This window comes from Lentzea sp. CA-135723 (genome assembly GCF_050936595.1).
Taxonomy (GTDB): Bacteria; Actinomycetota; Actinomycetes; order Mycobacteriales; family Pseudonocardiaceae; genus Lentzea.
This window is the reverse complement of the sequence record NZ_JBNJMK010000001.1, coordinates 4,477,023-4,489,207: the sequence shown is the minus strand read 5'-3', so window position 1 is coordinate 4,489,207 and position 12,185 is coordinate 4,477,023. Positions and strand designations below refer to the sequence as shown.

Annotated in this window: 16 protein-coding genes; 5 read left to right on the top strand and 11 right to left on the bottom strand. The window is 68.0% G+C overall.

Translation table 11 applies throughout. The features are described from left to right. The first annotated feature begins 27 nt into the window (after positions 1 to 27). Positions 28 to 675, top strand: coding sequence for a hypothetical protein (locus ACQEU1_RS20135; RefSeq protein WP_433203735.1), 648 nt, complete (start codon positions 28 to 30; stop codon positions 673 to 675). On the opposite strand, the gene ACQEU1_RS20130 is transcribed toward ACQEU1_RS20135, so the two are convergent. After that, entirely contained in the window at positions 660 to 1,148 is a 489-nt protein-coding gene (locus ACQEU1_RS20130) for a GNAT family N-acetyltransferase (protein ID WP_433203732.1), read from the bottom strand. The genes ACQEU1_RS20135 and ACQEU1_RS20130 overlap by 16 nt on opposite strands. Before the next feature lie 24 nt (positions 1,149 to 1,172). Here ACQEU1_RS20130 and ACQEU1_RS20125 point away from each other — a divergent pair, with 24 nt between their 5' ends. Continuing rightward, positions 1,173 to 2,108 (top strand): asparaginase, encoded by a 936-nt coding sequence (locus ACQEU1_RS20125; RefSeq protein ID WP_433203730.1) that lies wholly within the window; start codon positions 1,173 to 1,175, stop codon positions 2,106 to 2,108. 25 nt (positions 2,109 to 2,133) lie between these two features. Here ACQEU1_RS20125 and ACQEU1_RS20120 read toward each other — a convergent pair whose 3' ends face one another. Continuing rightward, on the bottom strand, positions 2,134 to 2,298 hold the full coding sequence (locus ACQEU1_RS20120) for a hypothetical protein (protein WP_433203728.1): 165 nt from the start codon (positions 2,296 to 2,298) through the stop codon (positions 2,134 to 2,136). 42 nt (positions 2,299 to 2,340) lie between these two features. On the opposite strand from ACQEU1_RS20120, the gene ACQEU1_RS20115 reads away from it, so the two are divergent. Beyond that, positions 2,341 to 2,628 carry a DUF397 domain-containing protein gene (locus ACQEU1_RS20115; protein ID WP_433203725.1) on the top strand — a complete coding sequence of 96 codons (288 nt, stop codon included), beginning with the start codon at positions 2,341 to 2,343 and terminating at the stop codon, positions 2,626 to 2,628. On the opposite strand, the gene ACQEU1_RS20110 is transcribed toward ACQEU1_RS20115, so the two are convergent. The 9 genes from ACQEU1_RS20110 to ACQEU1_RS20070 form a co-directional block, all read right to left on the bottom strand. Continuing rightward, entirely contained in the window at positions 2,615 to 3,160 is a 546-nt protein-coding gene (locus ACQEU1_RS20110; RefSeq protein ID WP_433203722.1) for a hypothetical protein, read from the bottom strand. The genes ACQEU1_RS20115 and ACQEU1_RS20110 overlap by 14 nt on opposite strands. A 71-nt stretch (positions 3,161 to 3,231) precedes the next feature. Continuing rightward, positions 3,232 to 3,876 carry a response regulator gene (locus ACQEU1_RS20105; RefSeq protein WP_433203719.1) on the bottom strand — a complete coding sequence of 215 codons (645 nt, stop codon included), beginning with the start codon at positions 3,874 to 3,876 and terminating at the stop codon, positions 3,232 to 3,234. Further along, entirely contained in the window at positions 3,873 to 5,684 is a 1,812-nt protein-coding gene (locus ACQEU1_RS20100; protein WP_433203716.1) for a sensor histidine kinase, read from the bottom strand. The genes ACQEU1_RS20105 and ACQEU1_RS20100 overlap by 4 nt, the downstream gene beginning before the upstream one ends. A gap of 41 nt (positions 5,685 to 5,725) precedes the next feature. Continuing rightward, a complete protein-coding gene (locus tag ACQEU1_RS20095) occupies positions 5,726 to 5,950 on the bottom strand; it encodes a hypothetical protein (protein ID WP_433203713.1) in 225 nt (74 codons plus the stop codon). A 121-nt stretch (positions 5,951 to 6,071) separates the two neighbouring features. Next, entirely contained in the window at positions 6,072 to 7,061 is a 990-nt protein-coding gene (locus ACQEU1_RS20090; RefSeq protein ID WP_433203710.1) for a zinc-dependent alcohol dehydrogenase family protein, read from the bottom strand. After that, the gene (locus tag ACQEU1_RS20085) at positions 7,058 to 7,858 is read right to left on the bottom strand and encodes a carbohydrate ABC transporter permease (protein WP_433203707.1); all 801 of its coding nucleotides are present in this window, start codon (positions 7,856 to 7,858) and stop codon (positions 7,058 to 7,060) included. Before ACQEU1_RS20085 ends, ACQEU1_RS20090 begins: the two co-directional genes overlap by 4 nt. Continuing rightward, a complete protein-coding gene (locus tag ACQEU1_RS20080) occupies positions 7,855 to 8,787 on the bottom strand; it encodes a carbohydrate ABC transporter permease (RefSeq protein ID WP_433203704.1) in 933 nt (310 codons plus the stop codon). The genes ACQEU1_RS20085 and ACQEU1_RS20080 overlap by 4 nt, the downstream gene beginning before the upstream one ends. A gap of 1 nt (position 8,788) precedes the next feature. After that, positions 8,789 to 10,123, bottom strand: coding sequence for an ABC transporter substrate-binding protein (locus ACQEU1_RS20075; protein ID WP_433203701.1), 1,335 nt, complete (start codon positions 10,121 to 10,123; stop codon positions 8,789 to 8,791). Between the two features lie 74 nt (positions 10,124 to 10,197). Further along, positions 10,198 to 10,959 (bottom strand): DeoR/GlpR family DNA-binding transcription regulator, encoded by a 762-nt coding sequence (locus ACQEU1_RS20070; protein ID WP_433203698.1) that lies wholly within the window; start codon positions 10,957 to 10,959, stop codon positions 10,198 to 10,200. A gap of 277 nt (positions 10,960 to 11,236) precedes the next feature. Here ACQEU1_RS20070 and ACQEU1_RS20065 point away from each other — a divergent pair, with 277 nt between their 5' ends. Then, complete coding sequence (locus ACQEU1_RS20065) at positions 11,237 to 11,722, top strand: DUF6346 domain-containing protein (RefSeq protein ID WP_433203695.1); 486 nt, start codon at positions 11,237 to 11,239, stop codon at positions 11,720 to 11,722. Then, the gene (locus tag ACQEU1_RS20060; RefSeq protein WP_433203692.1) at positions 11,723 to 12,184 is read left to right on the top strand and encodes a YbaB/EbfC family nucleoid-associated protein; all 462 of its coding nucleotides are present in this window, start codon (positions 11,723 to 11,725) and stop codon (positions 12,182 to 12,184) included. The last annotated feature ends 1 nt before the right edge of the window (position 12,185 follow it).

Genomic DNA, 12,185 nt, shown 5'->3' with positions numbered 1-12,185 from the left:
GTCCACAAACCGAGGCCGGAGGCTTCCGTGACCCTGCCCCGACGTTCCCTGCTCGCCCTGCCCGCCGTGCTGCTGGTGTCCCCACCGGCGCACGCGGCACCGGCGTGGACGCAGACGCCGTTCACGTACAAGATCCAGAAGCCGTACGACCTCGCTCAGAGCGCGCGCTACAAGCACGAGGGCGGCGTCCACTCCATGTGGGTCTACGACACCGACAAGCCCATGAGCGAGGGCAGCAACACCGACCCGCGCACCGAGATGCGGTGGGAGCAGGAGTACTCCAGCGGCCAGCACGCCTGGCAGGGCGAGATCTACGTGCCCAGCGGCGTCAACGGCCCCACGGTCATGCAGATCCTGCGCGTGCGCGGCGGCGACCCGGGCACCCCGGCCACGGACTTCATGCTCAACGCCACCAACGCCAACGGCGGCACGCTGCGCTACTACACCAGCACCGTCATCGCGTCCGGCATCTACAACCGGTGGGTGCGCATCCGCGTCGAGCACTCGGCCGTCGCGGGCGGCACCGGCAAGATCAAGGTCTACGCCGACGGCGTGCTCAAGGCGACGGTCAACGACCGCGGCCGAGCCACCCGCCACTTCAAGAACGGCGTCTACCACCACGGCAGCGGACGCGCGGAGGCCCGTTTCCGCAACATCACCTACTGGCGCCAGTGACACTGCTCGGCGCCGTACGCCTCGTAGCGCGCACCCTCGGTGAAGCCGAGCTTCGCCAGGAGGCGCATCGAGGCGGTGTTGGCGACCTGTGTGTCGCTCGTCAGCGGCACATCGGGGTGTGCGGCGGCGTACCAGTCAAGCGCCGCCGCACACGCCTCGAAGGCGTAGCCCAAGCCCCAAGCCGACGGCAGGAACAGGAACCCGAGCTCGCGACCGTCGTCGGTGGTGTCGAACGTGATCATGCCGATCATCGCGCCGTCCAGCGCGACGACGAAGAAACCGTGACGCCTGCCCGGGACGTCGGGCACGGCGCGTTCGAGCTCGTAGCGCGGCTTGGCGCCACCGACGTACTTGCCCACCTCCGGCGACGAGAACAGGTCGAGGAACGCCTCGCGGTCGCGTGCCTCGGACTCGCGGAGCACGAGTCGTCCGGTCGTGATCGGCGCGGGCGGCCACGCGGCAGGTCCGGTCATGACAGCCACCCTAGAGTGGCCCGCATGGACTCACGAGTGGCGGTGGCCTCGCTCGGCGGCACGATCACGATGACCGGATCGGGCGCGGTGGCGCCGACGCTCGGCGCGCAGGACCTGGTCGGCGGCCTCGAAGTCGGCGAGATCGCGACGCTCGCCACGATCCCCGGCGCCTCGCTCACGTTCGCGACCCTGCTCGAAGCCTTCGACTGGGCCAGCGGCCAGGTCGCCGGCGGCGCACGGGGCGTCGTGATCATCCAAGGCACCGACACCCTCGAAGAGACCGCGTACTTCTTTGACTGCCTGTGGCCGCACGACGAACCCGTCGTCGTCACCGGCGCGATGCGGCACCCCGGACTGCCCGGCGCGGACGGCCCCGCCAACCTCGCCGCCGCCGTCTCCGTTGCGGCGAGCCAGAACTCACGCGGACGCGGCGCTTTGCTCGTGCTGAACGACGAGGTCCACGCCGCGCGCTGGGTGCGGAAGGCGCACAGCAGCCTGATGAACGCCTTCCAGTCGTTCCCCGGACCGGCGGGCCTCGTCGTCGAGGGCGCGCCGCAGTACTTCCACCCCGCACACCGGTTCCCCGCCCTGCCACGGCCTCACGAAGCGCCGGCCGTGCCGCTCATCGAGGCCACTGTGGACGATGACGGCTCGATCCTCGACTGGCTCAACGTCGAGGGAGTGGTGGTCGCGGCGACGGGCGTGGGGCACGTGTCGGCGGGCATGGCCGAGGCGATCTCCCGCGCCCGGTTCCCGGTCGTGGTGGCGAGCCGAACCGGTGCCGGGACGACGTTCCGCGGCACCTACGGGTTCGTCGGCTCCGAGTCGGACCCGATCAAGCGCGGCGCGGTCATGGCCGGCTGGTTGTGTCCCCGCAAAGCCCGCGTGCTGCTGCGGCTCGCTATCGGCGCTATGCAACCTATCGAGGACGTTTTCGCTGCTCGCGGCGGTGTTTTCTAGCTCTTCAACGACCGCGAGATGGCCGTCACCTGGGCTGGGACCCGAGCAAGGTGTCGAGCACAGAGCACTTCGCCCCGCGGATCGACAACCTGCGCACGCTCGCGATGGCAGAGGCCACGGCCACGACGATCTTCACCGATGCCGAGGTCGAGGCACCGGACGACATCGAGAGATCGGTCCAGGCGCGCATCGAGCGGCAACGGTTCTGGCGCGGCCGAACCGGCCAGAGTTCGTGTTCAACGTGCACGAACTGGCTTTGCGCACCAAGTGGGGCGACGTCGGGTTGATGAAGGAGCAGTATCGGCGGCTTCTCTTCCGCACCCACGTCCTCCAGATCGTGTCGGCGGACATCAGCACCTTCCGCTCACCCCTGACGCTGTTCGAGTTCGAGAAAGCGCCGCTGGCGGCGTTCACCGAGACCGACCTGCTTCAGTGGTGGGTGCGGGACACGAAGAACGCGAGCGGTCCCGTTCTCGCGTTCTCCACCTCTGCCTGGCGAGCCCTGCTCAGCTCGCTCTGACCACCGACGTGTCGGCGGTCTCCACCGTCACCCGCACCGACTGCGGCGCCAGCGACTGCAGGTACTGCGCGTGGTCCGAGCCGAGCGTGTCGCTGAACGCGATGAACGCCAGCCGCGGCATCTCGAACGCGGTGGTGGCGCAGAACTCCTCCAGCCGGTCGAACCCGCGCCGGATGCCGGTGGCGTCCAGCCCGAACACGGCGTGCGACGGGAGCTTCTCGGCGCCGATGTCGAGCAGGTGCAACGCGTGCATGGCGTGCGTGAACGCCATGGCGCACACCTCGATGCGTGAGCACGAAAGCAGGAGTGTGCGCACCATCGACGGGTGCAGGGACTTGCCGGACGTGCGGAGGACGACGTCGATGCCGGCGGCGCGGAACTGCTCGACGATCTCGAACAGGCCGGGCACGCCGAGCGGTTCGCCGCCGCCCAGGGTGACGGTCTCCGGGCGCATCGAGATGAGCGCCTTGGCGATGTGCAGCATGCGGTCGTGGCTGAGTCGCGCGTGTGCGACGTCCCAGGTGATGTCCATCGGGCCCCCTTCGGCGGAAAGCCGATCCAATCGGGGGCGTGGTCCCGTCGTCAGGTGACCGGTGTCCCGAATCAGGAGGGACTTCCGAGGCCTGCCTCGCGGGCGCGCACGATGGCCTGGGCGCGGTCGGCCACCTGGAGCTTGGTGAAGATCGCGGACACGCGGTTGCGGACGGTCTTGCCGGACAACGAGAGCCGGAACGCGATCGACGGGTTGTCCATGCCCGTCGCCATCAGCTCCAGCACGTCCCGTTCGCGGTCGGTGAGCTGCGGGAACGCCACGACCTTCGACGACGAGATCGCGGTGAAGTAGCCCATCATCCGCTGGGCGATGGTGGCGCTGAAGATCGCCTCGCCGGCTCCTATGGCCTGCACGGCGCGCACGATCTCGTCGTCGTCGGTCGTCTTCACGAGGTACCCGCGCGCGCCCGCCTTCATCGCGGCGAACACCAGTTCGTCGTCCTCGTGCATGGTCAGGACGAGGACGCCCACGGAGGGCAGCACCTCCAGGATCTGCTTGGCCGCCTCGACCCCGCCGAGCACCGGCATGTGCAGGTCCATCACGACGACGTCCGGTTCGCGATCGAGCACGACGCGCACGGCCTCGGCGCCGTCGGCCGCTTCGCCGACCACGTCGAGGCCGTCCTCGCCGTCCAGCAACGCCTTCAGCCCGCGGCGGAACACCGGGTGGTCGTCCGCGATCACCACTCGCGTCACTGGGCCTCCAACGGGATCCGCGCCACCACCCGAGTGCCGTGTGGTCGAGCAGGTCCCACTGTGCACGATCCACCCAGTTCGGCGCAGCGTTCACGCATGGAATCCAGCCCCACACCCGGCTTGGAATCCGCCGCGACGCCCGTGCCGTCGTCCACGATCTCCACGACCAGGTCGCCGTCGGCCCGCACGGTGATCACGCACTTCGAAGCACCGGAATGCCTGGCGGTGTTGGTCAAAGCCTCGGCGACGATCCGGTAGGCGGCGACCTCGACGGCGGCGGACAGGCCCTCGATCGGCTCGGCCTCCACCTCGACGCGCAGGTCGCCGTTGAACCGCGCCGCCTCGTCCCGCACGGCCAGGGCCAGGCCCTGGTCGAGGATCGGCGGCCGCAGCCCGTCCACGAGCCTGCGCACCTCGACGGCCGTCGCGTCGACGTCGCCGAGCACCGGGTCCAGCACGTCGCCCAACGACCGGCGCAACGCCTTGAGCTGCAACCGGATGCCGACCAACGCCGGTCCGACGCCGTCGTGCAGGTCACGCCGCAACCGCAGCCGTTCTTCTTCGCGCGCACGCACGAGCCGTTCGCGCGCCAACTGCAGATCAGCCGTCAGCTTGATCGACTGCGCCGCCGGAGCGGTCGAGCGCGCCAGGTCCACCAGCAGGCTCAGCTCGCGGTCGCTCAGCCGTTCGTCCGGCGCCCGCGGCTCCACCACGAGATCACCAACAGACGAACCTCGATACGTCATGGGGAACCGGAGCTGCGGCCACCCGCGACTGCGTCCGTGCTCGGCCAGCACCGACCCGCCGCGAATCGCCACGTACGGCAGCTTCAACGACTCGGCCACGGTCTGCGCCACGGTCGGCAGCACGTCGTGCGAGCTCTCCAGCTTCTCGCTCAGCAACGACAGCGCGGCGTGCGGATCAGAGCGTTGCCCGAACAGCCACAGGTCCAGCCTGCGCTGCACCCACGACCGAATAGGAGCGAACGCGAGCCCCGCCGCCACGACCCCGATGACCTCGGCGTCGTTGGTGAACAACTGGCCGGCCCCGACCATCACGCCGAGGTAGACCAACAGCAGCACGACCGTCAACGAGCCGTAGAGCAACGACCGGTGGATGAGCAGGCTGATGTCGTACAGGCCATAACGGACGATGGCGATCACCGCCGCCGCAGGAAACGCCAGCACGCCAACGATCCATGCGACGTGTCCGTCCGTGGTCTCCACCACGGTCGCCACGCCGGCCAACGTCAGCAACGCGAACGCCCACACGAGCAGCCGGCGTTCGTCCCCTTCAGCCCTCCGCCACCGCAGAGCCAAGGACACCACCGCCGCGATCACCGCGACGCCGGCCGCCAGCACGGACACCAGCGTGATCGTCTTCGCGAGCCCGCCACCGCTCGACTGCCAGAACGACGCGGGATCGCCCCACGACGCCCAGGCGATCCCGATCGTCCCGAAGAGAGCGCTGAACAGCGACGCCCCGATGGCGATCCACCACCGGTTGCTCAACGGCCGGCCGTTCGGGAACACCAACGCCACCGCGGGCAGCAACGCGTACGTGGGCCACCAGACCCACGCCTCGACCCACCGGGCGGGGTGGTCGGCCGGCTGGCCGGCGACCGCGACGGCGATCCCGCCGAACACGCCCATGACCAGCAGCAGCCACCCGACGGGCGACCTGCGGACGTGGCCGATCACGCGCACCCCGAGCAGGGTGCAGGCGAACGCGACCAGCCAGTTCCGCGGATGTGAGACGGTGCCGGTGACCACCGTGTGCACGACGGCGTAGAGCACGCAGATGGCCACCAAAGCACCGATGACGCGGGCGAGGGATACCTCGCGCCGCGTCAGTCGCTGAGCCAGTGCCACAGGTTGTGGAACGGAGAACCGGCGTCCTGCGTGGTGAGACCTCCAGGCCAGCCCTGGAAGGTCATGATCCGCTGGCGGAGCTCCTCCACCGTCATCGGCTTGGACTCCTTGTGGACGTGGTTGAAATCGACGTCCCCAGGCGGCGCGTTCATAGCGCGCGCCTGGAGCTCCGCGTACCAGGCGAGGAGCTCTTCGTCGGACATGTGCGAAAAGTACGGCGGTACTTCTACGTTCTGCCGGGACTTCGACATGCCAGGAAGGAGTCACGGGCACTCGCCCAGATACACGAGTGCCCGCAACTTCCGAGAACTTTCTCGGATCAGCTCACGGCAGGACCTGGATCTTGCGGCCCACACCCGCCTTGAACTGGTCCAACGCCGCCGCGTAGCCGTCCAGCGGCACCCTGTCACTGATGAAGATCTCGGGGTCCAGTACTCCGGTCGCGAACAGGTCCGCCGCCCGTTCGAACGAGTGCAGCACCGCCATCGAGCCGGTGATGGTGATCTCCTGGTTGTAGATCTTGTACGGCTCGATGGTGACCCGCGCGGAGTAGTCCGAGACGCCGAACTGGAGGAACGTGCCTCCCTTCGCGACCCGGTTGATGCCGTCCTGGATGGCCTTCTCGTTGCCCGTGGCGTCGATGACGACGTCCCAGCCCTGCGGCCGGTCCAGTTCGTCCGCCGAGGTGGCCACCGAGGTGACGCCCAGCTGGACGGCGGTCTTCAGGCGTTCCTCGTTGAGGTCCACGACCTCGATCGACGACGCGCCGGTCAGCTTGCCGAGCTGCAGCATCATCAGGCCCATCGTGCCCGAGCCGTAGATCAGCACCCGCTGCGCCATCTTGGACCGCAGCACGTCGTAGCCGCGGACCGCGCACGACAGCGGTTCGATGAGCGCCGCGTCCTCCAGTCGCACGTGGTCGGGCAGCTTCACGCAGTTCGCGACGGGCGCGACCGCGAACTCCGCCGCGCCGCCGGCCGTCGTGACACCGATGGCGGCCCAGCGCTCGCAGAGGTTGTTCATGCCGTTGCGGCACATCCGGCACTCGAAGCAGTAGAGCGACGGGTCGACGGCCACGCGGTCACCGACCTGCAGCTCGTTCACCTGCGAGCCGATCTCGACGATCGTGCCCGCGAACTCGTGACCCGGCACGACCGGCAGGGTGGGAGCGAACTCGCCCTGGAGGATGTGCAGATCGGTACCGCAGAGCCCACAGGCAGCCACGTCCACGACGACTTCGCGCGGACCGCACTTGGGATCGTCCACAGTGGTCACCTCGACGGACCCGACGCCCGTGATCACTGCTGCTTTCACTTGACCGCTCCCAACGAAAGGCCCTGGACGAGCTTGTCCTGGGCGGCGAACCCGGCGATGAGCACCGGCAGAGACACCACGACCGCGGCCGCGCACACCTTGGCCAGGAACAGGCCCTGGGAGGTGACGAACCCGGTGAGGTACACGGGGGCGGTACCGGCGACGACACCGGTCAGCACCCGTGCGAAGAGCAGTTCGTTCCAGCTGAAGATGAAGCAGATCAACGCCGTCGCGGCGATGCCGGGCATGGCGATCGGCGCGACCACCCGGCGCAGGATCGTGATCAGCCCGGCGCCGTCGATCGAGGCCGCTTCCAGGATCTCCTTGGGCACCTCGGACAGGAACGAGCGCATGAGCCACACCGCGATCGGCAGGTTCATCGAGCAGTACAGCAGCGTGAGGAACGAGATGTTGTCGAGCATCCCGGAGAACTGCGCGATCAGGTAGATCGGCAGCAGCGCCGCGACGACCGGCATCATCTTGGTGGAGAGGAAGAAGAACAGGACGTCCGTCCACTTCTCCACCGGCTTGATCGACAACGCGTACGCGGCCGGGATCGCCAGCAGCAGCACGATGATCGTCGACCCGATCGAGGCGCTGAACGAGTTGATCAGCGGCGGCCACGCGCCGGAGTCGAAGAACTCCGCGTAGCCGTCGAACGTGATCGGCGCCAGCACCGACGGCGGGTTCGTGGCCGCGTCCGTCTCGCTGTGCAGCGAGGTCAGGAACATCCACGCCACGGGTGCGAAGAAGACGATGCCGGCGAACCAGGCGAGCACACCCCAAATTCGACTCATCGCTTCTCCTCCTTGAACAACGAGGACACCGTGCGCAGCGCGAACGTCGCGATGATGATCGACCCCGCCACCACGATGACGCCGGCCGCGGAGGCCTCGCCGTACTCGTGGGCCTGGTAGAAGGTCTGGTAGATCATGTACGGCAGGTTCGCCGTGCCCAGACCGCCGGACGTGATGGTGAAGACCGCGTCGAAGTTCTGCACGATGTAGATCGACCCGAGCAGCCCGCCGAGCTCCAGGTACTGGCGCAGGTGCGGGAACGTCAGGTAGCGGAAGATCTGGAACGACGACGCGCCGTCGATCGTCGCCGCCTCGACGGGTTCGATCGGCTTGGACTGCAGGCCCGCCAGCAGGATCAGCATCATGAACGGCGTCCACTGCCACACCAGCGACAGCACCACGGCGCTCATCGGCATGGTCGAGATCCAGTCCGGCTGGGCGTCGAAGCCCAGCCAGTTCAGGATTCCGTTGAACAGGCCGTACTCCGGGTTGTAGAGCACGTGCTTCCAGATCAGCGCCGCCGCCACCGGGACGACCAGGAACGGCGCGATGAGCATGGTGCGCACGAACCCGCGGCCCCGGAACTTCTTGTCCAGCAACAACGCGAGCCCGAGCCCGAGGACCAGGCTGATCAGCACGACCGACGCGGTCAGCACGATCGTGTTGACGACCGACGACCTCAGGTCGGGGTCGGTGAACACGTTGACGTAGTTGTCGAACCCGGCGAACCCGCGGTTGGTGGGATCGAGCGAGTTCCACTTCATGAACGAGATGACGAGCGTCGCGACGAACGGCAGCTGCGTCACGATGATCAGGAAGATGAGCGCGGGCAGCAGGGGAGCCCGCCGCGCCCACTTCGAGTAGCCCTTGCGGGGGACCGGGGGCGGCCGGTTGTCCACCGGCCGCTCCTCACGAGTCAGGACTGCCATGTCACTGTCCCTTGTACTTCGCCGCGACCTTCTCCGCGAGACCCTGACCGTTGTTCAGCGCGTCGTCCACGGACGTCGCCCCCGCGATGGCGGAGCTGATCTGCTGCGACACCTGGGTTCCGAGGTCGGTGAACTCGGGGATGCCGACGAACTGGATGCCGGGCGCCGGACGCGGCTGCACACCGGGGTCGTTCGGCTTCGCACCCTTGATGGCGGCTTCGGCGGCCGCGGCGAACGAACCGGAGGACTGCTTGTACTCGGCGCGCTGGTAGGTCGAGGAACGCTTGCCGTCCGGGACCTTCGACCAGCCCAGCGTCTTGCCCGCGAGCTCCTCGTAGCCCTTGCCGGACGCCCAGGAGATGAACTTCCAGGCGTTCTCCTGCTTCTTCGACGCCTTCTGGATGCCGAACGCCCAGGTGTAGAGCCAGCTCGACGTGTCGGTCTTCACGACCGGCGCCTGGGTGAAGCCCAGCTTGCCCTTGATCGGCGAGTCGTCGGCCTCGAGCAGGCCGGCGGCGACCGTGGCGTCGTACCACATCGCGACCTTGCCCTGCGTCATGTTGTTGAGGCACTCGGCGAAACCGGCCTGCGGGGCGCCCGCCTCACCGTGGTTGCGGACGAGGTCGACGTAGAACTTGGTGGCCTCCTTGAACTCCGGCGCGTTGACCTGCGCCTGCCAGTCCTTGGTGAACCACGTGCCGCCGAAGGTGTTCACGACCGTCGTGAGCGGCGCCATGACCTGACCCCAGCCCGGCTGGCCGCGCAGGCAGATGCCGCGCACCTCGGGCGTCGCGACCTTCGCCGCCGCGTCCGCGACCTGCTGCCAGGTCGGCTTGTCGGGCAGCGTGACGCCCTTCTCGGCGAAGATGTCCTTGCGGTACATGAGGAATGACGACTCGCCGTAGAACGGCTGCGCGTAGACCTTGCCGTCCGCGGCGGTCAGCGACTGCCGGATCGGCTCCAGGATGTCGGCCTGGTCGAACCCGCTGTCCTTGGACACGAAGTCGTCCATCGGCGCGAGCCAGCCGTTCTTGGCGTACATCGGCGTCTCGTAGTTGGAGATCGTGGCGACGTCGTACTGCCCGGCCTGGCTGGAGAAGTCCTGGCTGATCTTGTCTCGGACGTCGTTCTCCGGCAGCACGGTGAAGTTCACCTTGATGCCCGTGTCCTTGGTGAAGTTGTCCGCGGTGAGCTTCTGCAGGTCCTGCATCTGCGGGTTGTTCACCATCAGGACGTTCACCGAGTTCTCACCACCGCCTCCGCCTCCCGCGCCCGAGCAGGCGGATGCGAGCAGCAACACCGCGGTGGCGGCTCCGAGTGTGCGAATCGACGACATCGTCGGTTCCTTTCAAGGGTTTTCGGGCGCGTTGAAGACGGGGGATGTCGCGCCCGAGAGGGGAGGGCAGCAGATCAGGCTCTGACGACCTTGGGGCCAAGCAGCGTGTACCGGTGGGCCTCGTGCGCGGTGAGGCCGCTGTCGGTGACGATCGCCTCCAGATCGGAGACCTCGGCGAACCGGTGGAAGCTGGAGACGCCGAACTTCGTGTGCGTCCCGACGAAGATCTTTCTGCGGGACGCGCCGAGCGCCTTGGCCTTCACCGCGCCGACCGCCGGGTCGGGCGTGGTCAGACCGTGCTCGCGGGAGATGCCGTTCGCGCCGATGTAGGCGAGGTCGATGACCATCTCGCCGAGCATCCTCGTGGTCCAGTGGTCCACAGTGGCCAGTGTGTGGCCCCTGACGCGACCGCCCAGCAGCAGGACGGTGCACGACGGGTGCTCGGACATCGCCGCCGCGGTCGGCAGCGACGCCGTGATGATCGTGAGCGGGTTGGTGGTGGGCAACGCCTCCGCGACGAGCTGCGGCGTGTAGCCCTCGTCGATGAAGACCGTCTCGGCGTCGTCGAGCCGTTCGGCGGCCGCCTTCGCGATCCGCCGCTTCTCCGGGACGTGCGACCCGGCGCGGAACCGGAGTCCTGTCTCGAAGCCGGCGCTCTCGACCGGGACACCACCACCGTGCGTGCGTCGCACCAGACCGTGCTCGTCGAGCACGCGCAGGTCGCGTCTGACCGTTTCGGGCGCGACGCGCAGTTCCTGCGCCATCTCCACCACGTCGACGCGGCCGTCGGCGCGGGCCCTGGCCAGGATGCGGCGCTTGCGTTCCTCGGCTCGCATGTCACCTGCCCATTCGGCTCTCGGGTTGCCCGTTCGGGCCGTGCATAGATGAAACACCCTCGAAACATTGTGGTGGGCACCACAACTGGGTGAGATCCTGCCCGATTTCCGCCCGTCTCGCCGTGTGTGACGGATCGTTCACGCAGGTCGACCAGAATGGGCGCGCCCGAATCACCCGGTTCGCGTGCCCGGATGGCCCCCAGGTCGTTGCTCGAACCGGGGGAACCGGGCGCATCGGATTCCAGTCGAACACCTAGTGGACGAGGGGACAAGGCGCATGAAATGGGTCGCTGGCCTGTTCGCCCTGCTGATCTTGGTCGCGGGTGTCCTCCTGGGACTGACGGGCTTCACGAAGTTCGATCCGGCGGCGGGCACCAACTCCAGGCCACTGGTTGACCGGGGCGTCGCACGTGTGACCGAGTGCACGAGCGAGGGGCCGGTCAGCATCCGCGGCTTCGGCACCTGGTGGAGCTGCCAGGCCGACATCGTCTGGGAGAGCGGGCGGCAGGAACGGATGAGGGCCGAACCCGACCAGCTCACGCCGTCCGACAAGGGTTCCGAGGTGCCAGTGGTGCAGCGGGGCGAGGGAGCCGTCCGCAACGGTTCGGGCAACTCGCCGGTCTACCGGGCCGACTTCGAGCCGAGCGTGTTTCTGGGCATCGGGTCCATGTTCGGCGGCCTGGGGATCGGGGTGATCGGGGCGCTCGCTGTTGTGGGAACGGTGGGCTCCCGTCGTAAGAAGGCACAGGAGAGGGACTTCTAGATGAATCCGGCAGCAGCTGACCCCGACGCGATGATGCGTCAGTGGAACGAGCAGATCCAGGCCAAGCTCAAGCAGGCAGACGAGATGAAGCAGGTCGCGAACGCGGTGTCGGTGACACAGCGCTCTTCTGACGGCTCGGTTTCCGTCACGGTCGACCAGAACGGCATCGTCTCGACCATGGACCTGACCGACGCGGCGTTGCGCAAGCAGCCCGCGCAGCTGTCAGCCGAGATCCTCAACGTCATGCGGACCGCTCAGGCGCAGATCGCGGCCAAGATGCAGGAGGCCATGGCGCCGATCATCGGCGAGGACTCCGCGACCATGGACGCGCTGATGGGCGGTTACCACGAGCGCTTCCCGGAGCCGCCGCCCGTGGACCCGACGCCGCCACGTCCGACCGGTCCTTCCGATGATGACGACTTCGGCGGGCACAACTTCGCCCGCGACAACAAGGGCTGGTGAG

Coding starts and splice junctions, on each gene's coding strand:
- ACQEU1_RS20065 (WP_433203695.1), top strand. CDS start 11,237: ATGAAATGGGTCGCTGGCCTGTTCGCCCTGCTGATCTTGGTCGCGGGT.
- ACQEU1_RS20075 (WP_433203701.1), bottom strand. CDS start 10,123: ATGTCGTCGATTCGCACACTCGGAGCCGCCACCGCGGTGTTGCTGCTC.
- ACQEU1_RS20080 (WP_433203704.1), bottom strand. CDS start 8,787: ATGGCAGTCCTGACTCGTGAGGAGCGGCCGGTGGACAACCGGCCGCCC.
- ACQEU1_RS20130 (WP_433203732.1), bottom strand. CDS start 1,148: ATGACCGGACCTGCCGCGTGGCCGCCCGCGCCGATCACGACCGGACGA.
- ACQEU1_RS20095 (WP_433203713.1), bottom strand. CDS start 5,950: ATGTCCGACGAAGAGCTCCTCGCCTGGTACGCGGAGCTCCAGGCGCGC.
- ACQEU1_RS20085 (WP_433203707.1), bottom strand. CDS start 7,858: ATGAGTCGAATTTGGGGTGTGCTCGCCTGGTTCGCCGGCATCGTCTTC.
- ACQEU1_RS20110 (WP_433203722.1), bottom strand. CDS start 3,160: ATGGACATCACCTGGGACGTCGCACACGCGCGACTCAGCCACGACCGC.
- ACQEU1_RS20125 (WP_433203730.1), top strand. CDS start 1,173: ATGGACTCACGAGTGGCGGTGGCCTCGCTCGGCGGCACGATCACGATG.
- ACQEU1_RS20120 (WP_433203728.1), bottom strand. CDS start 2,298: ATGCGCGCCTGGACCGATCTCTCGATGTCGTCCGGTGCCTCGACCTCG.
- ACQEU1_RS20070 (WP_433203698.1), bottom strand. CDS start 10,959: ATGCGAGCCGAGGAACGCAAGCGCCGCATCCTGGCCAGGGCCCGCGCC.
- ACQEU1_RS20060 (WP_433203692.1), top strand. CDS start 11,723: ATGAATCCGGCAGCAGCTGACCCCGACGCGATGATGCGTCAGTGGAAC.